Source organism: Rhodobacter capsulatus (assembly GCF_003254295.1).
GTDB lineage: Bacteria > Pseudomonadota > Alphaproteobacteria > Rhodobacterales > Rhodobacteraceae > Rhodobacter > Rhodobacter capsulatus.
The window spans coordinates 100566-125073 of record NZ_QKZO01000011.1 but is presented as its reverse complement, the minus strand read 5'-3'; the positions used below and the strand labels follow the sequence as shown (position 1 = coordinate 125073).

Sequence of the window (24508 nt, the reverse complement as noted above, 5' to 3'; positions counted from 1 at the left end):
CGGTTTTTGCGGCATCGGCGCCGGGTTTGGAGCATATCCGACAAATTGTCGGACCCTGCCCCGCAACCCAAAAGCCCCGCCGGGGGCGGGGCTTTCGGAACCTTTTTCGGATCGCTCAGGCGGCTTTCGCGGTTTTCAGCCAGGCCAGAAGGTTTTCCGGGCTGGAGACGCCATAGGGGTCCTCGGGGCAGTTGTCCATCAGGCCGGGCTCTTCGAACCAGGCCTCGATCACGCCGTTGTCGACGATGGCGGCATAGCGCCACGAGCGCAGGCCGAAGCCAAGGTTGTCCTTGCGCACCAGCATCCCCATGCGGCGGGTGAATTCGCCCGAGCCGTCCGGGATCACCTGGACGTTTTCCAGTCCCTGCGCTTTCGCCCATTGGTTCATCACGAAGCTGTCGTTGACCGAGAGGCAATAGATCGCGTCGATGCCATTCGCGGCGAACTCCGGGAAGCCCTTCTCGAAGCCCGGCAGCTGGTAGGTCGAGCAGGTCGGCGTGAAGGCGCCCGGCAGCGAGAACAGGATCACCCGCTTGCCCGCGAAATAATCGGCGGTGGTCATGTCCTGCCAGCGGAAGGGGTTCGGACCGCCGACGCTTTCGTCGCGCACGCGGGTGTGAAAGGTCACGTCGGGCAATTTGCTGTTGGTTTTCATCTGTCTCTCCTGTCCTGGGTCGGGCCCCGGATCGGGGGCCCCGAAAATTCTTCGCCGACGGGGTAGCCTGATCGTCGCTGCACTGCAATATGGAATCGTTCCAAGTCCAGAATGTGACAGGCGCCGTCGGGCAAGGCCCGTGCCAAAGCGCGTTCAGCCCGCGGGACAGACGGGAATTGCCACATCCTTGGGCAGATCGACGACGGTGATCGGGGCGGGAAACCCGCCTGCGACGGGCTCGAGGCGGTCCATCATCGCGGGGGTGGCAAGCATCGATCCGTCATCGGTGATCATCAGAACCGCCGTCACCCCCATCTGCGCGGCGATCCGTGGCCAGTCCTTTTCGCCCGCAACACTCAGCGCCGTGGCGGCGGCATCGGAGAGCGCGCCGCTGTCGGACAGGACCGAGACCGACACGATCCCCTGCATCGGCCGGGCGGTGCGCGGGTCGATGATATGGGAAAAGCGGATGCCGCCCTTGTCGAAATAACGCTCGTAATTGCCCGAGGTGTGCAAGGCCTCGCCCGGGCGCAGCGAAACGGCGCCGACGACGCCCCATTCGAAGGGATCGCGGATCGCGACGCGCCAGGGCCGCGCGCCGTGATCGCCCAGAACCTGCACCCCGCCGCCCGCGTTCAGCACCGCATCACGGATGCCTGCGGCCTGCAGGTCTTCTTCGGCCAGGTCCAGCGCCGCGCCCTTGGCATAGGCGCCCAGATCGAGCTGCACGGCGGGATTGGACGAGCGCACCGTGGTGCCCGCGATCGTCAGATCGGTCATTTTCGGGGCGCCCGCCAGAAGCCTGGCCAGCACCGCCTCGGCGGGCGGATCGCCCTCGGGCGGGGTGTCGGCGTGAAAACCCCAGGCCTCGACCATGCCGCCCACGGCGGGATCAAAAAGCCCGTTCGAGCGGCAGGCAAGTTCCCGGCCCTGCGCCAGAAGTTTCGCCAGAGCGGGGTCGACTTCGAAGGGCTTGCCCGCGGCAATCGCCGCATTCAGGCTTTCCAGCTTGCCCGGGGCCCAGGCGTGCCAGTCGCGGTGCATCTGCCGGAAATGCGCGCCAAGCACCGCCATCGCGTCGCGGGCCTGCGCCTCGGGCACGCCACGGGTTTCGACCTCGAGAAGCGTGCCGAAGACATAAAAGGTCTCGGTGATGTCCGGCGCGGGGCGCAGCACCCGCACCCCGCCCGCAAGGGCCAGCCCCGCGGCCAGAACCAGCGCCGCCCGCGCAAGGCTGCCGCGGAGGGTCATCTGCCCCGGCCCGGGATCACCTCGAGCACCTGCAGCGACCGGTGCAGACGCGCGCGGCGTTCCAGAAAAGCCACCGGCAGGAAAGCAAGCGGCAGCACGATCAGCGCCACCACGGCCGAAGCGCCATCCGAGAGCCCCGCCCCCGTCGCCACCGACAGGGCGATGACAAAGGCCAGCGCGGGCAAGAGATAGGCCAGTCCGACACCGGCCAGAAAGCTGTTGCCGGAGATCGCCACATCGACCTCGTCGCCCGCGGCGACGGCAAGGCCCGCCGGGCGGTCGATCGTCATCAGATCGGCCCGGCGCAGCGAGACCAGAACCCGGGTGCCGCAGCCCTTCGCCTCGGCACAGGCGGCACAGGCCGAGGCGCGGTCTGCCGCGACAACAAGGCTTTCGCCCCTGACCGCGACCACGCGCAGTCTTTCGCGCAGATCGCGCGCCCCGGTCGCCAGACCGTCGTCGCAGCAGCCCGTCATCTTACGCCGCCGGGTTGATGCAATTGTCGGTCATGCAGGCGTTGACGCATTGCGGCAGGTCGTGCTCGCCCTCGCATTCGGTGCAGGTTTCGGCGTTGATCACATAGACACCTTTCTTCGGCGCGATCGCATTGGTCGGGCAGACCGGTTCGCAGTCGCCACAGGAGGTGCAGAGTTCGGGATCGATCTTCATGGCCATGGCTGGTTTCCTTTTCTGGCTGATGGCTTGGCTTCGTTTCGTCTTCTCAGGCGGGGCGGACCTTGACGGCACCGCCCAGCACCCGGCACTGGCAGGCCAGACGGTCGTCCTTGCCGCCCAGATTTTCCTCGAGCACCCGCATTTCCAGCGCGGTGGGTTCCGACAGGTTTTCCGACCCCTCGATGACATGCGTCATGCAGGTGCCGCATTCGCCCTCGCGGCAGCCGTAAGTGATGCCCGAGCCGACCTTTTCCGACATCTCGATGATCCGGGTTCCGGTGGGCACGTTGACCGTGATCGAGACATCGGTGAACGTCAGTGTGGCCTTGTCCATGGTCCGTCCTTCTTTCAGCGCGCCGCGATTTCGGCAAAGTCGACCTCGCGGGGCGCGGCCCGGCCGGTCAGGTGATCGGCAAGGCGGCGCCCGAAGGCCCGCCCCTCGTCCAGTTCCGCCGCGGACGGGTGCAGCTTCACCCGCAGCCCCGGTTCCGGCAGACGCATCTTCAACCCCTGCAGGCGGGTTTCGACCAGCCGCACCGCCTCGCCCGACCAGCCATAGGAGCCGAAGGCCGCCCCCAGCTTGCCGCGGGTCTCAATATCGACAAGCGCCGCCAGCATCTCCCAGATCGTCCGCACCGCATCGCCGTTGATCGTCGGCGTGCCGAGCGCGATGCCGTCGGCCTCCTCGATCAGATCCAGAAAGGGGGCGATCTCGCCGCCTTCCAGATCGAACAGCGACACCCGCACATCGGGGCTTTCGGCGGCGCCGTCATGGATCGCCTGCGCCAGCTGCGCGGTGGCACCGTAAGCCGAGACGTAAAAGATCAGCAGCGTCTTTTCGGCGCCGGTTTCCGACGCGAGGCGCGAGGAAATCAGCCGCCTTGTGTGGGTCAGATAATCGCGCGGATGGCTGCGCAGGATCGGGCCATGCGCGGGGGCGATGATGCCGAAGTCGAGCGGCTCGATCAGGTCGAGCGCCTGCGCGACGAAGCTGCGGAAGGGGCGCATGATCCGGTCGAAGTAATATTCGAAGGAAAACCGGAAATCGCCGACAAGGTCGTTGAACAGCCGCCCGTCGCAATAATGGCTGCCGAACAGGTCACAGGTAAAGAGCACCCGTTCCGCCGCCAGCCAGGTGCATTGCGTGTCGGGCCAATGCACGAAGGGCGTGGTGAAGAATTGCAGATCGCGGTCGCCCAGGCTGACCGATTGCCCGGTGGTGACGCCCTTGATGTCATAAAGCGCGAATTCGTCCTTGAGCAGCGCGCGCAGCATCGGCAGGCCGCGGGGCGACAGCCGGACCTGCGCCTGGGGCGCGCGGCGCAACAGTTCGGGCACGGCGCCCGTGTGGTCGGGCTCCAGATGGTTCAGCACGATCAGCCGGATTTCGTCATAGCGGGCAACCGCTTCCAGCCGGGCAAAGAACTCGCCCGCGAACTCGGCCTTGACCGTGTCGATCACCGCCACGCCATCCGACCCACGCACGGCATAGGCATTGTAGGTGGTGCCGTTCGCAGTTTTCAGGATCACGTCGAAATTGCGCAGCCCCGGATCCAGCGCCCCCACCCAATGCACGCCGGGCGCCACCGCGACAGGGCCCGTGGGGCCGTCAAGGCGGGGCGCAGCCGGGCGGATGGTGAAAGGCGGAACGGACAAGGGAACACTCCTGTGGTTGCGGGCAGGCCGCATCAGGGTTGCAGCAAGAACCGTGCCAAGCGCGGAACCCCAAGGAAACAGGGCCGCGGGGCCGCAAGGCGACAGAAGCCGCGGCGCGGCCCCGACAAATTGTCGGGAATCCGACAATGCGGCGAAAGCGCCGAAATCATGCGGAAAACCGGCTCTCGAAGCCGTGATCGAGGCGATTTCCCCCCGAAATCGACGGGCTTTGCCGCTGCGGCGAGAGCGCTCACATCCTTATCGCGGGCGCGGGGGCGGATGCGCGCGCGGACACGCACGCGGGCGGGCACGCGGGGGCGCGAAAGGCCGCGATCCGCCCGCTTGGCACGGCTCTTGCTGGATCCCCGATGAAGCCCTTCGCCCGAGCCTTGGCGCGACGGCACAGCCAACCGGGGAGACCGATGCAAGACTTCCTTCTCGTCCTCTTGAGCACCGCGCTTGTGAACAACGTCGTGCTGGTGAAATTCCTCGGGCTGTGCCCGTTCATGGGCGTCTCGCGCAAGACCGATGCCGCGATCGGCATGGGGTTGGCCACCACCTTCGTGATCACCGTCGCCTCGGCCGCCTGCTGGCTGGTCGAGGCGCTGATCCTGGAACCGCTCGACCTGAAATTCCTGCGCATCCTGAGCATGATCCTGGTCATCGCCGCGATCGTGCAATTCATCGAGACGGTGATGCGCAAGGTCACCCCCGACCTGCACAAGGCGCTCGGCATCTATCTGCCGCTGATCACCACCAACTGCGCCGTCCTGGGTCTGCCGCTGATGTATATCCAGGGCCATCTGAGCCTTGCGATGAGCACGCTGAGCGGCTTTGGCGCCTCGGTCGGCTTTACCCTCGTTCTGGTGATCTTTGCGGGCATGCGCGAGCGGCTGGCGCAGCTGTCGGTCCCCGCCGCCTTCGCCGGAACCCCCATCGCCTTCGTATCCGCAGGGCTTCTGGGCCTCGCCTTCATGGGCTTTGCCGGGCTCGTGCACGTCTGATCGTCGAAAGGAGACCTGCCATGATCGCAGCCGCCGCTTCCATGTCGGCCCTCGGGCTCGGGCTGGGCTACCTGCTCGGCGCCGCCGCCCGCAAGTTCCACGTCGAGACCCCGCCGATCGTCGAGGAAATCGGCAAGATCCTGCCCGGCACCAATTGCGGCGCCTGCGGCTTTCCCGGCTGCAACGGTCTGGCCGAGGCGATGGCCGAGGGCAACGCGCCCCTGACCGCCTGCACCCCGGGCGGGCGCGATGTGGCGCTGGCCCTGGCCGAGATCGTCACCGTCGAGGCGGGCGCCGAAGCAGGCCCGATCGCCGAGATCGAGCCGATGGTCGCCTTTGTCTTCGAGGATCATTGCACCGGCTGTCAGAAATGTTTCAAGCGCTGCCCGACCGATGCGATCGTCGGCGGCGCCAAGCAGATCCACACCGTGGTGATGGATGCCTGCATCGGCTGCGACGCCTGCATCGAGGTCTGCCCGACCGAGGCGATCGTCAGCCGGGTCAAGCCGAAGAGCCTCAAGACCTGGTATTGGGACAAGCCGCAACCGGGTCTGGCCGCGGCGCGCGCGGAGACCGCAGCATGAGACTTCCCTCGATCGCCACCCTGTTTCACCCGCTGCAATCCTTTTCGATCCGCGGCGGGATCCATCCGGAAACCCACAAGCATCTGACCTCGGAATGCGAGATCGAGACGATGCCGATGCCGACGCTGATCCGGCTGCCCTTGCAGCAGCATATCGGCGCCGAGGCGGAACCGATCGTGCGCCGTGATGATCTGGTGCTGAAAGGCCAGCTGATCGCCAAGGCGCGCGGACCGCTGTCGGCCAATATCCATGCGCCGACCTCGGGGCGGGTGATCGCGGTGGGGCATTTCGTGGCCCCGCATGCCTCGGGCCTGCCGGTGCCGACGATCACGCTCCGCCCCGACGGCGAGGACAGATGGGGCCCGCACCTGCCGCGCCTCCGCCCCGAGAACGCTTCGCCCGAGGAGATCGCGGCGCAGGTGGCGGCGGCGGGGATCGTCGGCATGGGGGGGGCCACCTTCCCCTCGGCGGTGAAGCTGAACCTGCGGGCGAAATACGATCTGACGACGCTGATCCTCAATGGCGCCGAATGCGAGCCCTATCTGACCTGCGATGACCGGCTGATGCGCGAGCGCGCCGAGGAAATCGCCGACGGCATCGGCATCATGGCCAGGGCGCTTGGCGTGAAACAGGTGTTCGTGGCGATCGAATCGAACAAGCCGCAGGCGATCGAGGCGATGACGCGCTACAACCGCGCGCTTGGCTACACGTTCAAGGTCCATGTGGTGCCGACGCAATATCCGATGGGGTCGGAAAAGCATCTGGTGAAGATGATCACCGGCCGGGAGACCCCGGCGCGGGCGCTGACCGCCGATCTGGGCGTGGTCGTGCACAACATCGCCACCGCCCATGCCGTCCACCTGGCGGTGCGCTATGGCGAGCCGCTGATCGCGCGGACGGTGACGGTTTCGGGGCACGGCATCCGCCGCCCCGCCAACCTGCGGGTGCTGATCGGCACGCCGGTGTCGGAAATCATCGCCCATTGCGGCGGCTTCACCGAGGAACCGGACCGGCTGCTGCTGGGCGGGCCGATGATGGGGATGCCGATCCAGAACCCGCGGGTGCCGGTGGTCAAGGGCACGAACGGCATTCTGGCGCTGACCGCGGCGGAAACGCCCGAGGCGAAGACCATGCCCTGCATCCGCTGCGGCCGCTGTGTCCAGGGCTGCCCGGTGGGGCTGACGCCCTTCGAGCTGAACGCCCGCATCCACGCGGGCGATCTGGAGGGCGCGGCCAAGGTCGGGCTGATGGACTGCCTTGCCTGCGGCTGCTGTTCCTACAACTGCCCCGCCAACCTGCCGCTGGTGCAATCGTTCCAGTTCGCCAAGGGCAAGCTGGCCGAACGGCAAAGCCGCAAGCACCAGCAGGAGGAAACCAAACGTCTCGCCGCCGCCCGCAAGGCGCGCGAGGAGGCGATCCTTGAAGCCAAGAAACAGATGATGCTGAAACGCAAGGCCGAGATGGCCGCGAAGAAGAAAGCCGAAGAAGCGGCCGCTGCGGCGGAGATGCCACCGCCCGCGACCGCAACCGCCATCCAGGGGGAGGCCACGCCGTGACCATGCACATGCCCGTTGCGGGCCCGCATACCCATACGCTGTTCACCGTGTCCCGCACGATGCTGACGGTGGTGGTGGCGCTGACGCCCGCCACCCTGTTCGGGCTGTGGCAATTCGGCTGGCCCGCGATCTTCCTGTTCCTGACCACGGTCCTCTCGGCCTGGGTCTTCGAGGTCGCCTGCCTCTGGATCGCCAAGAAACCGATCCGGCCCTTTGCCACCGACGGTTCGGCGATCCTGTCGGGCTGGCTGGTGGCGATGACGCTGCCGCCCTATGCGCCCTGGTGGGTCGGCACGATCGGCGCCTTCATCGCCATCGTTCTGGCCAAGCAGATCTTCGGCGGGCTGGGGCAGAACCTGTTCAACCCGGCGATGGTCGCCCGCGCCATGCTCGTCGTCGCGCTGCCGGTGCAGATGACCACCTGGATCGCGCCGGTCGGGCTGCTCGATGGCCCGTCGTTCCTGCACGGGCTGTCGATCACCTTTCTCGGCGCGCAGGACTTCGACGCGGTCTCCTCGGCCTCGACGCTGAGCCACATCAAAAGCCAGATCAGCGCCGGGGCGACGATGGGCGAGATCCTGCCGACCCTGGCGGATCTGGAAAGCCGCCTGCTTGGTTTCGTGCCCGGCAGCCTTGGCGAGACCTCGACCCTGCTTCTGGCGCTGGGCGGGCTTTTGCTGCTGGTCACAAGGATCATCACGCCGACGATCCCGCTGGCGGTGCTGGGCACGATTGCCACGCTGTCGGCGGTCTGCTCCTTCTTCGCGCCCGACCGCTTCGCGCCGCCGATCCTGCATCTGACTTCGGGCTCGACGATGCTCTGCGCCTTCTTCATCGCCACCGATTACGTCACCTCGCCGGTCAGCACTGCAGGCAAATGGGTCTATGGCATCGGCATCGGCACGCTGATCTTCGTGATCCGCACCTTCGGCGCCTTCCCCGAGGGCGTGGCCTTCGCGGTGCTCTTGATGAACTCGGTCACGCCGCTGATCGAAACCTACATCCGGCCGCGGATCTTCGGGCGCTCGCGCAGCGGCAAGCCGCTTGGCACAACCAAACCCGCGAAGGGAGCGACGAAATGACTGACACGCCCCCCCCCGAAAAACCGAAACTGCCCTGGTTCAAGGCCTCGCCCCTGGCGCACGGGATCATGCTGGCGCTTTTTGCGCTGGTCACCGCCGTCCTGCTGGCCGCGGCGAATGACACCACCTCGGCGCCGATCGCCGCCCGCGGTGCCGAGGATCTGGCCGCCTCGCTGGAACAGGTGATCCCGCAGGATCTGCACGACAATGATCTGGCCGCCGCGATGCGCCCGGTCAGCGACGCCACGGAAGGCACGGTCAAGGTCTATGTCGCGACGAGGGCGGGCGCGGTGACGGGCCTTGCCTATGAACTTTCCGGCCCCGGCTACAGCGGTCAGATCCGGGTGCTTCTGGGCATCGCCCCCGATGGCACGCTGCTGGGCGTGCGGGTGCTGTCGCATACCGAAACCCCGGGTCTGGGCGACAAGATCGAAGTGGCCAAGGACGACTGGATCCTCGGCTTCTCCGGCAAGTCGCTGCAAGATCCGGGCCCCGAGAACTGGAAGGTGAAACGGGACGGTGGCGTGTTCGACCAGTTCTCGGGCGCGACCATCACGCCGCGCGCCGTCGTCAGGACGATTGCCCGCGGGCTGACCTTCTTTGACCGCAACAAGGCGGCGCTGACCGCCCCCCTGCCGCCGAAATCCTGAGGAGCGCGCCGATGTCGGAGAATTACGCCAAGATCGCCCGCGACGGATTGTGGGACAAGAACATCGTGACGGGCCAGATGCTGGCGCTCTGCCCGGCGCTCGCCATCACCGGCACCGCCACGAACGGCCTGGGCATGGGGCTGGCGACGACGGTGGTGCTGATCCTGTCGAACGTGGTGATTTCCGCCCTGCGCAAGACCATCGCGCCGGAGATCCGCATCCCGGCCTTCATCCTGATCATCGCCGCCATCGTGACCGTGGTCGATCTGGCGCTGAACGCCTGGCTGCACGATCTGCACAAGGTGCTGGGCCTGTTCATCGCGCTGATCGTGACGAACTGCGCCATCCTCGGCCGGGCCGAGGCCTTTGCCTCGCGCTTTGGCGTGCTGGCCTCGGCGCTTGACGGGCTGATGATGGGGATCGGCTTCACCCTGGCGCTGGTGGTGGTGGGGGCGATCCGCGAAATCCTCGGCTCGGGCACGCTTTTCGCCCAGGCCTCGCTGCTACTGGGGCCGCATTTCGCCTTCTTGGAGCTGAAGGTCTTTCCCGATTACCCGGGCTTTCTGATCATGATCCTGCCGCCGGGCGGCTTTCTGGTGGTGGGCGGGCTTTTCGCGCTCAAGCGCATCATCGACGCCCGCAAGCCGACGATCGAACAGGAAATCAAGCAGATGCGCACCGAACGCGTGTTCACCGCGGCGGGGGTGCTGAAACCGAAACTGGAAACCGGAGAAGAGGCATGATCGTCGGTGTCGCCTATGCCAAGCCGACCGTGCAGGTCTGGAAGAACGTCGATGTGCCGGAAACCGCCACGGCGCGGGACGCGATCGAGAAATCCGGCCTGCTCGACCAGTTCCCCGAGATCGACCTGAGCCGACAAAAGATCGGCATCTTCGGCCAGATCTGCCCGCTGGAAAAGGCGCTGAAGGAAGGCGACCGGGTCGAGATCTACCGCCCGATCCATCCCGAAGCCGAGTTGCTGGAAAAGAAAAGCTGACCGCCCTCCCCCCTTTCGTCAGGAGATCCCCGATGACCCGTCTGACCCGTCGCCACCTCGCCCTCGGTCTTTTCGCCACCTCTGCCGTCGCGGCGGCGGGCGGGATCGGCCTTGCCCTTGCCCCTTCGGAGCGCGCCGTGATCGTCGGCGCCGGTCCCGCCGGGGCACAGGCGGCGCTGGCGCTCCGTGCCGCTCATCCGGCGCTGCGGGTGGCGCTTCTCGAACGCGACCCGACCCGTCTGGCGCGCGCGGCGCAGGATGCGACCGCCGCCGCCTTTGGCCCGCCGCGGACCGAGGCGACGCTTGCGCAGCTGAAAGCGCAGGGCATCGAGGTGATGCTCGACGATGTCACCGATGTCGATTGGACGGCGGGGCGGCTCTCGCTGTTTTCCGGCCGCGCGACCGCCTTTGACCGGCTCTATCTTGCCCCCGGCACGACGGCCAGGGCCGAAGCGATCGAGGGGCTCGACGCCGCGGCCCGCTATGCGATGCCCGCCGCCTGGGGCAATGCGCGCGAGGCGCGGCGGCTGGCGGCACAGCTCGCCGCGCTGCGGGACGCCGGTCATGTCGTGCTGCGCCTGCCCGCCGGTCTCAGCCATCCGCAGGTGGCGCTGCACCGCGCCCTGATGCTGAGCCGGCATCTGGCCGCCACCCGCCCGGCGGCGCGGCTGACGGTGCTTGATGCGACGCCGACCCCGGCTTTGGCGCAGGCCTTCGCGATGGCGAAGCAGTTGCAGGGGATTGCGGCACAGGTGGCCTGGATCACCGCCGCCGAGGGCGCCACCGTGCAGGCCGTCGACGCCCGGACGGGCCGGATCGAGACCGCGGCCGGACGTCTGACCGCCGATGTGATCAACTTCGTGCCGCCGCATGTGGCCGGGGCGATTGCCCGCACCGCGGGTCTGGTCGATGCCTCGGGCTGGTGCCCCTGCGACGCGCAGGGCCGCTCGATGCTGCGCAGCGAAGCCATCGTTCTGGGCGATGCCCGCAAGGGTGCGGCCCGCACGCTGGACGGTGCCCGGCTCTCCGTCACGGCGGCAACGGTTGCGCAAGCCTGAGCCGGGAAAATCCTTGGCGAAAGGCGCGGCGGCGCCTAATCTCGCCCCGTCACGCTCAGAGGGAGGAGAGCCTTGGGACCTGTCGACATTTTCATCGCCCAGATCGGGGATCCGTTGCGCCTGATCCTGCTGGCCGGGGTGATCGCGCTGCAACCGCGGCTTGAAGACCGGCTGGGCAGGATTCCGACCCTTGCGGCGGGGCTGGTTCTGGTCGCGTTGCTGATCCCGCTGCTTTTGCCGAATGGCAACGTCTGGTTCCTGGTCGCCGCCGTCATCGGGCTGGTGACGAATGCGATCCAGATGGGCGTGTTGCTCGGGATCTGGACGCTGGTGCGTCGCTTCAAGCATTGAAGGGCTGCCCTTTGCGGGCAGCCCCCTTGCGTCATTCGCCGCGCGGATAACGCTGGTTTTCTTCCAGCACGTTCAAGTCCATGTGGTTGCGCATGTAGCGCTCAGACGCCTTTTGCAGCGGCTGGTAATCCCAGGGAAAATAGGCGCCGTTGCGCAAGGCGTCATAAACCGCCCGGCGCCGCACCTGGCTTTCGCGCACATCGGCATCAAAGGCCGCCAGATCCCAACGCGCCATCGCCTGATCGGTCAGCCGTGCCAGCGTCCCGGCATGTTCAGGCGATCTCGCCAGGTTCACCAGCTCCTGCGGATCGGCTTCAAGGTCATACAGCATCGGCGGATCAACGGCGCACAGCATCAGCTTGTAGCGCCCCTCGCGCAGACAGACCATCGGCGCGATCGTCGATTCCGCGGCATATTCCATCGGCACCGCGGCACGGGCATCGCCTTGGGCCACCGGGGCCAGATCGACGCCATCGGTCCAGCGCGCCAGCGTGGAAATGTCGATCCCCGCCAGCGCCGCCAGCGTCGGCGTGATGTCGAGCGTGGAGACCGGCGTGTCGATCCGCCCGGGTTTCCAGCCGGGCGCGGCAATCATCATCGGCACCCGCGCCGAGCCCTCGAAGAAGTTCATCTTGAACCACAACCCGCGCTCGCCCAGCATGTCGCCATGATCCGAGACGAAGACAATGACGGTATTCTCCGCCATCCGCCCGCGCTCCAGAACATCGATGATTTCCCCTATCTTTTCATCGACGTAACTGATCGAGGCAAAATACCCCTGGCGGGCGCGGCAGATCATTTCCGGAGTGATTTCGAAATTTCTGAAATCACAGGATTCCAAGATGCGCTGCGATTGCGGATCCTGATCTTCGAAAGCCAAAGCCGGAACCACGGGGTCCAGCGCCGGGCTTTCCTCATACAGATCCCAGAACCGCTTGCGCGCCACATAGGGATCATGCGGATGGGTGAAGGAGACCGTCAGACACCACGGCCGCTCATCCTGCCGCCGCGACAGATCGTAAAGCTTGCGCGTGGCGTGATAGGCAACCTCGTCGTCATATTCCATCTGGTTAGTGATCTCTGCCACGCCCGCGCCGGTGACCGAACCCAGATTGTGATACCACCAGTCGATCCGCGCGCCCGGTTTCGTGTAATCCGGCGTCCAGCCGAAATCGGCCGGGTAAATGTCGGTGGTCAGCCGTTCCTCGAAGCCATGCAGCTGATCGGGGCCGACGAAATGCATCTTGCCCGAGAGCGTCGTGGCATAGCCCGCCCGGCGCAGATGATGCGCGAAGGTCGGAATGTCCGAGGCGAATTCGGCCGCATTGTCATAGACCCGCGTGCGGGACGGCAATTGCCCCGACATGAAGGACGCCCGCGCGGGGGCGCAAAGCGGACTGGCCGTGTAGGTGTTGGCAAAGCGGGTGGACCGCTTCGCCAGACGCTTCAGGTGCGGCGTGTGCAGGAACGGGGCCGGACCGTCGGGGAACAGCGTCCCGTTGGCCTGATCCACCATGATGACAAGGATATTCGGGCGGGGATCCATGGTCCGGCCTTGTCCTTACAGTCCCAGCGCGGCCTTGACCGCCGCCTCGCCCGGCTGGCCTTCAAGCGTCGTCACCCCCTCAAGCCAGGGGCCCAGCACTTCGGGATGCGCCTTGATCCAGTCGGCGGCGGCCAGCTTGGGCTCAACGCCGCCAAGGATCGACCCCATCAGCTCGTTCTCCATGCCCAGGTCAAAGACCAGGTTCGAGAACAGCTTGCCCGCATTCGGACAGGCCCCCGCCCAGCCCTTGCGGGCGAGCGTGTGCACCGTCGCGCCGCCGAAATCCGGCCCGAAATAGGCGTCGCCCCCCGACAGATAGGTCAGATCGAATGTCGCGTTCATCGGATGCGGCGCCCAGGCGAGGAAGACGATCCCCTTGCCCTCCGTCACCGCGCGATCGACCTGCGCCAGCATCGCCTGTTCGCCCGAGTCGACCAGTTGCCAGTCTTTCAGCCCGAAATCATTGCTGTCGATCATCTTCTGGATATTGGCGTTCGCCGGGGCCCCCGGCTCGATGCCATAGATCTTGTGGTCGAACTCGGCGCCATGCGCCGCCAGATCGGCGAAATCCGTCACCCCCTTGGCCGCCGCGGCACTGGGCACGGCCAGGGTGAACTTCGCCCCGGTCAGGTTCTGCGCCAGATGATCGACCGCCTCGGCGGCGGTCAGATCGTCGATGAATTTCTGTTGCGCGGGCATCCAGTTGCCCAGAAACACGTCGATCTCGCCGGTCTTCATCGACGCATAGCCGATCGGCACCGAGAGCGTCTTCACCTCGGGCGCATAGCCAAGGCCCGTCAGCACCACCGAGGCCACGGCATTCGTCGCGGTGATGTCGGTCCAGCCCGGGTCCGAGAGCCGGATCGTGGCGCAGCTGGCGTCATCGGCCAGCGCCATGACGGCGCCGGACAGAAGGAAGGCCACGGAAAGCCCCGTGCGGCAGGCGATGGCGAAGGTCATTCCGGTTCCCTGTCAGCTATTTCATTCGCTTATGAAAGGTGAGACAGTTTGTCCTGTACAGGGGCAATTTCCGAATGCCTGCGATAAGAAAGGTTTATACCAGATGCGGCGCGTCGATCTGGGCTGGATGCGGGTCTTTGTCGAGGTCGGGCGGGCGGGCAGCCTGTCCGAGGCGGCGCATCGCCTGAACATCACCCAGCCCGCGGTCAGCTATCAGATCCGCCGCGCCGAGGGGGAATTCGGCGTGGCCCTGCTGTTGCGCAAGGCCCGCGGGGTGGCGCTGACGCCCGAGGGGCGGGCGCTGCATGACATCCTCGCCCGCGCCGTCACGCAGGTCGATGCCCTGGCCGAGGCGCTGCGCCCGACACCTCGGCGCAAGACGCTGCGGCTTTACACCGATTACGCCTTTTCAGGCCTGTGGCTGATGCCGCGGCTGCATCTGTTCCGCACCGCCCATCCCGAACTGGAGTTGCAGATCGTCGCGCTGCAACATGCCGGGACACGGGCCGAGGGCGAGATGGCGGTGGTTTTCGCCTCCCGCGCCGAGCTGGGCCCCGCGGCGGTGCAGATCCTGCCCGAGGCGGTGGTGCCGGTCTGCGCCCCGGCCTTGCGGGCGGGCCTGTCCGAAGGCGTGCTGCCCGATGCGCCGCTGATCCATCTTGATGCAGAACCGGGGGCAGTCTGGTTCGACTGGCCGGCCTACCAGCGTGCCCTGACGCCTGCCCGCGATCCGCGCCGCGCGCGGGGGGATCTGCGCTGCAACACCTATGCGCTGGTGATCGAGGCGGCGCTGGCCGGGCAAGGCGTGGCGCTGGGCTGGCGCGGGCTCGTCGATCGGCTGCTCGCCCGCGATCAGCTGGTCGAGGCGGGGCCGGAACTGGCCAACCCGGAGCGCGGCTATTTTCTGGTCGCAAACGCGCCGCGCGACGCCGGGGCCGAGGCGCTTTGGCAGTGGCTGCGGGCCGAGGCGGGTCTGCCCTCAGGCTGAAGTGGCGCTGACGCTTGCCGTGGCAGAGGGGAGAGACGAAATGCCCAGCACCTTGCGGCTGGCGGCCCAGGCGCTGGCGGCGGCTTGCGATCCTGTCGCGGCCTCGGGAACCTCTGTCCGGTTCGCCAGCAATTCCTTGATCCGGTCGAAACTTTCCTCGATCTCCTTCGCCGCCTTGCGCGCGGCCTTCTTGCGATCAGCGTCGCTCGTTTCCTGTTTCTCCGGGGCGGCATCGCCCGCGGCGCGCGTGCCTGCCGGGGCCATGTGATCGGACCCGGCACTTGCGGCCCCCGCAGGCGCCGCCTCGGCACCGGCCTCGGACGCGGCCGCCCCCTCCTCCGCGGCGGGGACCGGAGCTTCCGTCTGGTTCGCTTCGGCGGCGCGTGCCTGCAAAAGGGCCTCCTGCATCCGGCTCGATTGCCCTGAACCGGCCCGATCCTGAGACGGTTCCGGCGCGGTCTCCGCCTCCGAAAGGGTGAAGGCCGGGCTGCTGGCCGTCGCGGCCCGGGCGGTTTGCGCCTGCGCGACGGGCGGCGCGTTGGAAACGGCAGTGATCATCACAAGTGTCCTTCTGGATCTGTCCCCGAGCAGGATGGCAAAAGGGGATGAAGAAAATCCTGCCGCCACCGCGGAAAATCCGCCGCATTCGAACAGTTCAGGCTTCGGCCATGATCGCCGCCGCGGGGCGGCCCGCGGCGATCAGAGCGCCGATCCGGCGCAGCGTCGGCGCGGCATGGGTCAGGAACATCCGGTAGCCGTCGCAGAAATGGTTGATCCGGCCCGGCCCGCCCGGCTCGGGCGCGGTGCGGTGCTTCGGACAGCCGCCCTGACAGGCAAAGCGCCAATAACAGGCGCGGCAGGTGGCGCAAAGCCCGGCCTGCTTGTCCTTGCCGAAGGCCCGCGCCTTTGGCAGCGCGGCCAGTTCCCCCACCGGACGGGCCTTGATGTTGCCCAGCCGGAACGCGGGGTAGACGTAGTGATCGCAGGGGAACAGCCCGCCGTCCTGTTCCAGCGCCAGCGCCGTGCCGCAGGTCTCGGCAAAGATACACAGCCCCGCCGGGGCGCCCGTCAGCAGGCCCAGCATCTCGTCGAAATGCTGCACGAAGATGCGGCCGATATCGCGGCGGATCCAGTCGTCGAAGATCGCGCAGAGGAAGCGGCCATAGTCGAGGCCGGTGATGCAGAAGGGGGCCGGCACCGCGCCGCTGTCGCCGCGCCCGGGCGCCCCGGCGCGGCGGCCATCGGGCAGGATACGCTCCTGCGCCGGGATGAATTGCAGGAACTCGGGACCAAGCCCCGAGAGGTAGCGATAGACCGCAACCGGATCGGCGACATTCGCCCGGGATACCACCGTCAGCAGATTGACCCGCACCCCGGCCCGCTGCAACCGTTCGAGCCCGCGCAGCACCGCCGCAGACGAGGGCCGCCCGCGCCGGTCAGGCCGCGCCGCGTCCTGCATCTCGGGCGGGCCATCAAGGCTGAGGCCGACCAGAAAATCCTGCTCGGCAAAGAAACTGGCCCAAGCCTCGGTGATCAGCGTGCCATTCGTCTGGATCAGGTTCACGATCCGATGCCCCGGCGGGCAGAGCCGAGCCTGCAGCGCAACGAGGCGGCGAAACCAGTCGAGCCCCATCAGCATCGGCTCGCCGCCCTGCCAGGCAAAGGCAATCTCGCGCAGCCCGGCGGCGGATTGACTGGCGATGTAATCGGCGACAAACCGGGCCAACACCGCATCATCGATGCGAAAGCGATGGCCGGGCGGAAACATCGCTTCCTTTTCAAGGTAATAGCAATAGTCGCAGGCCAGATTGCAGCGTGGCCCGATGGGCTTTGCCATGACATGGAACGGATGGGCGGGCGGGGGACGGCGCAGGCTGGACATCGCCGGACTATGCGGCCCCGCCCCACCCGCGGCAAGGGCGGCCCGACGGCGGCCTAGGCGCGGCGTATCTCTTGCGTGCAGATCTGCGCGAAATCCTCGGCCGAAAGCGGCGTCGAGAACAAAAAGCCCTGCAGCACGTCGCAGCCCAGATCCCGCAGGATCTCGGCCTGCGCCCGGGTTTCCACCCCTTCGGCGACGGTGGCGATGCCCAGCGTCTCGGCGATCTCGACGATCGCCCGCACCAGATTTTTCGAGCGCGGATCGCGCGCCACCGGGGCCACGATGCGCTGATCGATCTTCAGCGCCGAGGGGGCAATATGCATCAGCCCGATGATCGAGGCATGACCGGAGCCGAAATCGTCGATCTCGATCTCGATCCCGGCATCGCGCAGCGCATCGAGATGGAAGCGGAACACCTCGCTCTCCTCCTCGACAAGGATCGATTCCAGCAGCTCGAAAGTCACCTTGGTCTCGCCCTCGGCGATGGCCCGCGCCGCCCGCACCACATCGGGATCATGCATCCGCCCCGAAGAGACGTTGAAGCTGATCTTCGGCACGCGCAGCCCCTGCGCCCGCCAGGAGGTCAGGGCCGTGGCCGATTTCTCCATCATCACCCGGTCGATTTCCGACACAAGCCGCAGCTGCACCGCCACATGCATGAAGGCATCGGGGGCCAGCAGGCCGCGTTCGGGGTGGCGCCAGCGCAGCAGCGTCTCGACCCCGGTCAGCCGGCCGCTTCGGGCGCAGACCTGCGACTGGAAGAACGGCACGAATTCGCCGCGGTCGAGCCCCTCCTGGATCTCGACCGCCAGCTTGCGGTCGAACAGGATGTTCTGATGCAGCTCGGGGGTAAAGAACTCCATCCGGTTCCGCCCCCCCTCCTTGGCGCGATAGAGCGCGGCATCGGCGAAAAGCTGGATCTCGGAGCCCATGGCGGCGAGATCTTCGGTCTCGGCGACACCGAAAGAGGCGCCGAACCGGCATTGCCGCCCCTCGAACAGCAGCGGTTCGGACAGGCGGGCCTGCATCCGTTCGACCACCTCGCGGGCATGGCCGCCCGATTGTCCGGGCGCGAGGATGATCGAAAATTCGTCGCCGCCAATCCGCGCCGCGAAATCGCCGCCCCGCAATTCGGCACGCAGCACATCGGCGACGCGCTGCAGCACCATGTCCCCGGCCTCGTGGCCCAGCGTGTCGTTGACATGTTTGAAGTGATCCAGATCGACCCGGATCAGCACGCCGTCGCGCGGACCGCCCGCCGCCGCCCCGGCGATGCGCCGGGCGAGGACATTGTCGTAGCTGCGCCGGTTCGGCAGCCCGGTCAGGCCGTCATGCAGCGCCTGGCGTTCGTTTTCGGCGCGCATGGTTTCGGCCAGCAGATGGGCGCGGCGCAATTCCGCCTCGCGCGCGACATCGGTGGTGACATCATGCAGCGCCCCGGTCCAGACCACCGACCCGTCCGGCTGCGCCTTGGGCGTGGCGGAATTGGCCAGCCAGATCTCGCCGCGGATCGGGTGCTGCACCCGGAAACGCTGGTTCCACAGTTCCAGATTGGTCGCCTTGTCGCCCCGCGCGGTCATGAAATCGGGCCGATCGTCGGGGTGCACATTGGCAAAAAGATAGTCGGTCGAGGCGACGCGCGAAAAAACCCCGTAGCCCACGCCCAGCATGTCCTCGAGATAGGGGCTGGCATAGGGGAAAGAGGTGCCGCCATCGGCATCGCGGCGGAATTCGTAAAGCCCGACCGGCGCGATCGAAGCGATCGAGGCCAGGCGTTCATGCGCCTGATGCATCGCCTCGGCCGCCTGTTCCTCGCGGCTTTTCGCCTCGATCTGCTCGGTCACGTCCATCGCATTGCCATACCAGACGATGGTGCCGTTATCCTGCGGGAACGGGCTGGCCGAGACATGCAGCCAGCGCAGGCCCCGCTGCGGATGCCGGATCCGGTGCAGGATCTCGAACCGGGTCAGGGTCTCGACCGAATGCATCACCGCCGCCTGCACCGCCGGAATGTCCTCGGGCAGGATCCGGGTGAAGACCGCCGCCCCGTCCGCCTCGAGCGCCTCGCCGCTCAGGCCCAGCAGATCGGGCAGGACGGCGCTGAAGAACGCGAAGCTGAAATGGCCGCCGGTGTCGCGCTGCCATTCGAAAATCGCCCCGGGCGCGTTTTCGGCCATGGTGACCATGCGGTCATGCGCGCGGCGGACCGCTTCGGCCGAGCGTTCGGCCTGCCGCGTCATGTACATCTGTTCGGTGATGTCGAAGACGTTGCCGAACCAGAGCGTCGCGCCGTCCGGCTGGTTGCAGGGCAGCGCCGAAACGGTCAGCCAGATCAGGCCCCGCTCGGGGTGATCGACCGGCAGCCGATGTTCGAAGGGGGTGCCCTGTTCGCGCGACTCCTCGATCCAGCCGAAGATCTCCGGCATCATGTCCTGCGGCATGTGGGTGAAGACATTCACACCATTCGCCACGATCGCCTCGGGGGCGACGCCCACCATCATCGGCAGCTTGGCGCTGAAATAGGGCATGTCGATCGAGCCGTCGGCGTTGCGACGATATTCGAACAGCGCCCCCGGCGCATTGTCGGCCAGCGTGTCCAGCCGGTCCCGGGCCTGTTGCGCGCGCTCTGCCGCCTCGGCCAGACGGCGTTCGTTTTCCCGGCTCTGGTCGATGCAGATGATCACCCCGGCCAGCAGATAGGGCAGCCCCTTGTCCGAGCGATCGACGCGACGGGCGATGGCGCGATACCAGTGATAGCTGCCATCGGCATGACGGCAGCGGTGTTCGTGCACGTAAAGATCGCTGGCCCCGGATTTCAGCTTTTCCATCTCGGTCACGGCCGAGGCCAGATCCTCGGGATGGATCTGGCTGCGCCAGCCCGCATCGGTCGCGGCGAAGGCCCCCGGGGCATGACCGAACAGGCGATAGGTCTCGTCGGGGGTCCAGCCCAGAGCCAGATCGGGACAGACGCTGAACGACCCGATCCCGGCGCAAAGCGCCGAGGTGCGCAAAAGCTCGCCGCGTTCCTCGGCCTTGGCGCGGCTTTTCTGCGCATCGGCGAGCGCGTCGGACAAGCGCCGCTCGATCGCCTTCGCCTCGTCGATGCGGGTGAAGCCGCCGCTGACGATGAAGGGCAGGCCCCGGTCGGAGCGGTCGATCTTGCGCGCGACAGTGCGGTACCAGTGATAGCTGCCGTCCTTGTGGCGCAGCCGGTGGTCGGCGGTGAAGACCGGGGCCCGGTCGCAGATCAGATCCTGCATCCGGGCCATCGCCGCTTCCAGATCGTCGGGATGGAACAGGCTGCGCCAGCCGATCTCGTCGGGGATGAAATCGCCGGGCGCATAGCCCAGCTGACGATAGCATTCGTCGGGCATCCAGGCCTCGCCCAGCTCGGCGCAGATCGACCAGACCCCGGTTTCGCCGCAGATCAGCGCCGTCGTCAGCGCATCGGCGGTGGCCTGCGCGGCGATGCGGGCGGCCTGCGCCTCGGCCAAAGCCTCGGCCAGCCGGGTTTCCTGCGCCATCTCCGGCGCCGGGAGCTCGCCGCCCTCGGGCGGGGCCACCGGCACCGCGATCTGCACCAGCCAGACCCTGTCGCCGCCCTGCGCACAGACCGGCCAGATCGTCACCTCGACCGGCCGCCCTGCCCCCGCCCCTGCGACCGGGGCGTCAGGATCGATGGCGAAGCGCTGCGAAAGCCCCGTCCCGTCCGCGGCGGTGACGATCCCGGCGATGCGTTGTCCCAAAGCCCCGGGACACACCGTCTCGACCCGGGCGTCGAGGCGCGCCGCGGTGCCAAGGCAACTTTCCGCCCCGGCATTGGCCCAAAGCAGCCGGGCCGCGTCGGACACGGCAAGCGCCGCGCCGGGAAACCCGTCGAGCAGGCTGCGCAGTTGCGCCAGATCCGCAGACATGGATGCCTCGTTGAAACCGGTCCAGACCCCAGATGTCCGCGCAAATCCTTAAAGATACACTTCGAAGATATCGAAAAGCCGCGTCCTGCCCGCTTTTGAGCGCAAAAACCCGGATCAGGGCGCCAGCGCGCGGGCCATCTTGCGATGCGGAATGCCGGCATCGTCATAGATCGGGCCGAAAGCGGCAAAGCCGAGACCTTCGTAAAAGCGCAGCGCCTGCAGCTGCGCGCCCAGCTCGACCCGGGTGCAGCCAAGCGCCTGCAGCCGGTCGCAGCCCGCCGCGATCAGCGCCGTGCCAAGCCCGCTGCCCCGCGCGGTCCGGGCGACGCAGACCCGGCCGATCTTGCCGGTTTCGCCCGCCACGAACAGCCGCGCTGTGCCCAGCGGGGCCTCGCCTGCAAGCGCCAGCAGATGCACCGCCTGCCCGTCCAGATCGTCCCATTCCTCGGCCTCGGGCACGCCCTGTTCCTCGATGAAGACGGCGCGGCGCAGCGCATGGACCGCGGTCAGATCGGCGGTCTCGACGATCCTCATGCGAAGAAGTCGCGCAGGCAGCGGGCGTAGATCGCCTTCAGCCGGGTGATCTGCGCCACTTCGATGCGTTCATCGACCTGATGCATGGTCTTGCCGACCAGACCGAATTCCAGCACCGGGCAGTGATCCTTGACGAACCGCGCATCCGAGGTGCCGCCCGAGGTGGAGAGCACCGGCACGACGCCGGTTTCCGACACGACAGCCCGGCTGACCAGCTCGACGAAGGCGCCGGGGGGCGTCAGGAAGCTTTCGCCCGAAACCTCGCTGCACAAGGTGACGCGCGTCCCGGTTTCCGCCTCGATCTCGGCGATCAGCCCGCGCGCCCAATCCTCGATCTTCGCCGACGTATGGGCATCGTTGAAGCGGATGTTCACCGTCGCCCGCGCCTTCGCCGGGATCACGTTGTTCGCCGGGTTGCCGCAGTCGATGGTGGTGATCTGCAGCGTCGAGGGTTCGAAATGTTCGGTGCCGCGGTCGAGCGGTTCCGCCGTCATCCGGCCCAGCAGATCGACCAGCGCATGCAGCGGGTTCTTCGCCCGGTGCGGATAGGCGGAATGGCCCTGCACCCCCTCGACCTCGAGGTAAAAGGTCATCGAGCCGCGACGGCCGATCTTGATCATCTCGCCCAGCGTCTGCGGGCAGGTCGGCTCGCCCACCAGACAGACCGACATCGCCTCGCCCTCGGCCTTCATCCAGTCCAGCAGCGCCACGGTGCCATCCTTGCCCGGGCCTTCCTCGTCGCCGGTGAGGGTCAGGATGATCGCGCCCTCGGGCGGGGTGGTGGTGACGAAATCGACGGCGGCGGCGACAAAGGCCGCCACGCCCGATTTCATGTCGGTGGCGCCGCGGCCCCAAAGCACGCCGTCGATCACCGCGCCGGAGAACGGCTCCTGCGTCCAGGCCGCCGCGTCGCCCACCGGCACGACATCGGTGTGACCGTTGAAGCCGAAGGTCTTCGCCCCCTTCGCCCCCCAGCGCGCGAACAGATTGGGCGTGCCGTTGCGGTCGACCCGCGTGCAGGCGAAACCGGCCGCCGAGAGCACCCGTTCCAAAAGCACCAGCGCCCCCGCTTCGGCAGGCGTGACCGAGGGGCAGCGGATCAGATCGGCAGTCAGTTGAACGGGGTCGAGGGTCATCGGTTGCTCCTGTGCGATGCCTTGGCTTAGCCGCGCTTTCCCCCCCGCGCAACAACCGGTGTTGCCCCGGGGTCACCGCGGCCCCGATCCCCCGGCATCACGGAAATTTTCGTTTCCAAGGGGGCTAAAGCTGACTTACGGTTGAACAAAATCAAGACGACCCGAGGCAGGGCACACGAGCAGGGCAGAATCGCCCACCCCCAGGACGGCCGGATGGCCGGGACGGACGGGATTTTCCCGGCTCGATGATGTTTTGCCCGCAGGCATATGGGGCAAGAGATGGCATTTGGCAGAGTTCTGGGACTGGATCCCTCGGCAGCGGCGGCGCAGATCGCGAAATCGATCTTCGGCGCGCGGGCGGCAGAGGTGGCGGCGCCGAACCTGCTGGAAGGGTTCGCGGCCGGAACCCGGGTCCGAACCCCGACCGGGCTGCGCCGGGTCGAGACGCTGAAACCGGGCGACATGGTCGAGACCCGCGAGGCCGGGGCGCAGCCCGTGGTCAGCGTCGAACGGACCCGCCTGCCCGCCCTGCGCAGCGAGGCGCCGATCCGCTTTGCCGCGGGCGCGCATGGCGCCGAGCGCGCGATGCTGGTGGCGCCGCAACAACGCGTGCTGGTGCGCGATCCGGTGCTGGAGATGCTCTTCGGCGAGGCCGAGGTTCTGGTCGCCGCCCGCACGCTGGTCGATGGCGAGATGGTCTCGCGCCATCCGGGCGGCATGGTGGATTATGTCCGCCTCGTCTTCGACTGCGCCCACATGGTCTTTGCCGAGGGTCTGGCGGTGGAGTGCTTCCGCCCCGGTCCGCGTCCGATCCCCGGCGAGGCGCAGCCCGAGGTCGGCGCGCCGCGGATGCTGCGTCTGCAGGAATCGCAGATGATGCGCAAGCTGGTGATCTGAGGGGGCGATGATGCTGGAACACGGCTGGTTTGCGGCGCATCTGACCGGACGCGGGCCCGTGCGGCTGTCCGATCGCGCTTTGCCCGCGGCGCTGGGCCGGGGCAGCCTGATGCTGGAATTCGCGCTGCTGCCGGGCGAGACCGGGCCTTTGCCGCTTTTGCATCTGGGCGATCAGAATGGCTGGACCTGGTTCCTGTCGATCTCGCTTGATGCGCAGGGCGTGCTGACGCTGGTGCAGCGGCAGGGCGCGGCGGTGCAGGCGCTGACGCTGGACATCGCGCAGGATTGCGCCGCGGGCGGGCGGATGCGGCTGACCTTCAGCTGGGATTGCAGGACCGACGAGACCCGGCTGACGCTGGAGACGATCGACGGCGGGCAGATCCGCCAGCGCCTCGGCACGGGGGCGATGCCGCTCTCGCGCGCCGAACTGGCCGCGCTGGCCGAGGGCCGCAGCCCGGCGCAGATCGGCCCGCGCGTCGAATGGCTGGCCTTCGGCAGCCAGATGCAGCCGGTCGGGCCGGGCGGCTGTTTCGCGCCGTCAACGCCCATCGCCACGCCCGCGGGCGAATGCCCCGCCGCCAGCCTGAAGGCGGGCGATCTGGTGCTGACCGCCGATGCCGGGCCGCAGCCGCTGCTGTGGTCGGGGCGGATCGCCCTGCCTGCGCTGGGCAGCCTGCGGCCGGTGCGGCTCTGCGCCCCCGCCTTTGGCGCCACCCGCGATCTGTGGCTTTTGCCGCAGCACCGCGTGGCGCTGCGCGGCGCCGCCGTCGAAGCGCTGTTCGGCGACACCGAGGTTCTGGTTCCCGCGCATCATCTGGTGGACGGGATCAGCGCGCAGCAGCCCGACCGGCCCTGCGTGCTGAGCTGGCACGGGCTGCTTCTGCAGGGGCACCATCTGCTGATCGCCGACGGCTGCCGCGTGGAAAGCCTGAACATCGGCCGTCTGGCCCGCACCCCGGCGCTGGCGAAGACCACCGCGCTTTCGGGGCTGGTGGCGCGGATGGATCTGCCGCTGCATGGCCTCCCGGCCCGTCGCGGGCTGACGCCCGCGGAGGCGCAGGCGCTGGCGGCCGAACGGCGGCGGCGGCGCGGATCGGTGGCGGCCTGAACGGGACAGCCTGAAGAAAGAATT

The 24508-nt window shown here is 67.5% G+C and carries 25 protein-coding genes; 12 read left to right on the top strand and 13 right to left on the bottom strand.

Annotated features, from left to right (window positions below; genetic code table 11):
- Nucleotides 1-115: 115 nt before the first annotated feature.
- The 6 genes from LY44_RS15220 to LY44_RS15195 all read right to left on the bottom strand — a co-directional run bounded on the left by LY44_RS15220 (nt 116) and on the right by LY44_RS15195 (nt 4237).
- Nucleotides 116-655, bottom strand: coding sequence for a peroxiredoxin (locus tag LY44_RS15220; RefSeq protein WP_055209287.1), 540 nt, complete (start codon nt 653-655; stop codon nt 116-118).
- Nucleotides 656-808: 153 nt separating this feature from the next.
- A complete protein-coding gene (locus LY44_RS15215) occupies nt 809-1906 on the bottom strand; it encodes an FAD:protein FMN transferase (RefSeq protein ID WP_055209285.1) in 1098 nt (365 codons plus the stop codon).
- On the bottom strand, nt 1903-2382 hold the full coding sequence (locus LY44_RS15210; protein WP_055209283.1) for a SoxR reducing system RseC family protein: 480 nt from the start codon (nt 2380-2382) through the stop codon (nt 1903-1905). The genes LY44_RS15215 and LY44_RS15210 overlap by 4 nt, the downstream gene beginning before the upstream one ends.
- A gap of 1 nt (nt 2383) precedes the next feature.
- Nucleotides 2384-2653, bottom strand: a complete 270-nt coding sequence (locus LY44_RS15205; RefSeq protein WP_394325851.1) for a 4Fe-4S dicluster domain-containing protein — start codon at nt 2651-2653, stop codon at nt 2384-2386.
- On the bottom strand, nt 2628-2915 hold the full coding sequence (gene fdxC / locus LY44_RS15200) for a ferredoxin FdxC (protein WP_055209280.1): 288 nt from the start codon (nt 2913-2915) through the stop codon (nt 2628-2630). Before fdxC ends, LY44_RS15205 begins: the two co-directional genes overlap by 26 nt.
- A 14-nt stretch (nt 2916-2929) precedes the next feature.
- Nucleotides 2930-4237: an FprA family A-type flavoprotein gene (locus LY44_RS15195; RefSeq protein WP_055209278.1), complete on the bottom strand. Its 1308-nt coding sequence runs from the start codon at nt 4235-4237 to the stop codon at nt 2930-2932.
- A gap of 422 nt (nt 4238-4659) precedes the next feature.
- Between LY44_RS15195 and rsxA the strand changes: the two genes are divergently transcribed.
- The 9 genes from rsxA (at nt 4660) to LY44_RS15150 (ending at nt 11519) form a co-directional block, all read left to right on the top strand.
- Nucleotides 4660-5241: an electron transport complex subunit RsxA gene (gene rsxA / locus LY44_RS15190; protein ID WP_013068983.1), complete on the top strand. Its 582-nt coding sequence runs from the start codon at nt 4660-4662 to the stop codon at nt 5239-5241.
- Nucleotides 5242-5261: 20 nt separating this feature from the next.
- Complete coding sequence (locus LY44_RS15185; RefSeq protein ID WP_055209276.1) at nt 5262-5825, top strand: RnfABCDGE type electron transport complex subunit B; 564 nt, start codon at nt 5262-5264, stop codon at nt 5823-5825.
- A complete protein-coding gene (gene rsxC, locus LY44_RS15180; protein ID WP_055209274.1) occupies nt 5822-7381 on the top strand; it encodes an electron transport complex subunit RsxC in 1560 nt (519 codons plus the stop codon). The genes LY44_RS15185 and rsxC overlap by 4 nt, the downstream gene beginning before the upstream one ends.
- Before the next feature lie 2 nt (nt 7382-7383).
- Nucleotides 7384-8463 carry an RnfABCDGE type electron transport complex subunit D gene (locus LY44_RS15175; RefSeq protein WP_223230764.1) on the top strand — a complete coding sequence of 360 codons (1080 nt, stop codon included), beginning with the start codon at nt 7384-7386 and terminating at the stop codon, nt 8461-8463.
- Nucleotides 8460-9113, top strand: coding sequence for an electron transport complex subunit RsxG (gene rsxG, locus LY44_RS15170; RefSeq protein ID WP_055209271.1), 654 nt, complete (start codon nt 8460-8462; stop codon nt 9111-9113). Before LY44_RS15175 ends, rsxG begins: the two co-directional genes overlap by 4 nt.
- Before the next feature lie 11 nt (nt 9114-9124).
- Nucleotides 9125-9856: an electron transport complex subunit E gene (locus tag LY44_RS15165; protein WP_055209269.1), complete on the top strand. Its 732-nt coding sequence runs from the start codon at nt 9125-9127 to the stop codon at nt 9854-9856.
- Complete coding sequence (locus tag LY44_RS15160) at nt 9853-10110, top strand: RnfH family protein (RefSeq protein WP_055209268.1); 258 nt, start codon at nt 9853-9855, stop codon at nt 10108-10110. The genes LY44_RS15165 and LY44_RS15160 overlap by 4 nt, the downstream gene beginning before the upstream one ends.
- Before the next feature lie 32 nt (nt 10111-10142).
- Entirely contained in the window at nt 10143-11168 is a 1026-nt protein-coding gene (locus LY44_RS15155) for an FAD-dependent oxidoreductase (protein ID WP_055209266.1), read from the top strand.
- A gap of 72 nt (nt 11169-11240) precedes the next feature.
- A complete protein-coding gene (locus tag LY44_RS15150) occupies nt 11241-11519 on the top strand; it encodes a hypothetical protein (protein ID WP_055209263.1) in 279 nt (92 codons plus the stop codon).
- A gap of 31 nt (nt 11520-11550) precedes the next feature.
- Here LY44_RS15150 and betC read toward each other — a convergent pair whose 3' ends face one another.
- Nucleotides 11551-13065 carry a choline-sulfatase gene (gene betC / locus LY44_RS15145; protein WP_055209262.1) on the bottom strand — a complete coding sequence of 505 codons (1515 nt, stop codon included), beginning with the start codon at nt 13063-13065 and terminating at the stop codon, nt 11551-11553.
- 15 nt (nt 13066-13080) lie between these two features.
- On the bottom strand, nt 13081-14025 hold the full coding sequence (locus LY44_RS15140) for a choline ABC transporter substrate-binding protein (RefSeq protein ID WP_111396052.1): 945 nt from the start codon (nt 14023-14025) through the stop codon (nt 13081-13083).
- A gap of 103 nt (nt 14026-14128) precedes the next feature.
- On the opposite strand from LY44_RS15140, the gene LY44_RS15135 reads away from it, so the two are divergent.
- Entirely contained in the window at nt 14129-15013 is an 885-nt protein-coding gene (locus LY44_RS15135; protein WP_055209260.1) for a choline sulfate utilization transcriptional regulator, read from the top strand.
- Here LY44_RS15135 and LY44_RS15130 read toward each other — a convergent pair.
- The 5 genes from LY44_RS15130 to dapE all read right to left on the bottom strand — a co-directional run bounded on the left by LY44_RS15130 (nt 15005) and on the right by dapE (nt 22479).
- Nucleotides 15005-15571 (bottom strand): hypothetical protein, encoded by a 567-nt coding sequence (locus LY44_RS15130; RefSeq protein WP_055209258.1) that lies wholly within the window; start codon nt 15569-15571, stop codon nt 15005-15007. The two genes, LY44_RS15135 and LY44_RS15130, sit on opposite strands and share 9 nt — an antisense overlap.
- A 97-nt stretch (nt 15572-15668) precedes the next feature.
- Nucleotides 15669-16850, bottom strand: coding sequence for an anaerobic sulfatase maturase (locus tag LY44_RS15125; protein WP_236692507.1), 1182 nt, complete (start codon nt 16848-16850; stop codon nt 15669-15671).
- Nucleotides 16851-16948: 98 nt separating this feature from the next.
- On the bottom strand, nt 16949-20809 hold the full coding sequence (locus LY44_RS15120) for an EAL domain-containing protein (protein WP_055209255.1): 3861 nt from the start codon (nt 20807-20809) through the stop codon (nt 16949-16951).
- Between the two features lie 114 nt (nt 20810-20923).
- A complete protein-coding gene (locus tag LY44_RS15115; protein ID WP_055209254.1) occupies nt 20924-21343 on the bottom strand; it encodes a GNAT family N-acetyltransferase in 420 nt (139 codons plus the stop codon).
- Nucleotides 21340-22479 (bottom strand): succinyl-diaminopimelate desuccinylase, encoded by a 1140-nt coding sequence (gene dapE, locus LY44_RS15110; RefSeq protein ID WP_055209253.1) that lies wholly within the window; start codon nt 22477-22479, stop codon nt 21340-21342. The genes LY44_RS15115 and dapE overlap by 4 nt, the downstream gene beginning before the upstream one ends.
- A 279-nt stretch (nt 22480-22758) precedes the next feature.
- Between dapE and LY44_RS15105 the strand changes: the two genes are divergently transcribed.
- On the top strand, nt 22759-23376 hold the full coding sequence (locus LY44_RS15105; RefSeq protein WP_074555245.1) for a Hint domain-containing protein: 618 nt from the start codon (nt 22759-22761) through the stop codon (nt 23374-23376).
- A 7-nt stretch (nt 23377-23383) separates the two neighbouring features.
- On the top strand, nt 23384-24484 hold the full coding sequence (locus LY44_RS15100) for a Hint domain-containing protein (RefSeq protein ID WP_055209249.1): 1101 nt from the start codon (nt 23384-23386) through the stop codon (nt 24482-24484).
- Nucleotides 24485-24508 lie beyond the last annotated feature (24 nt).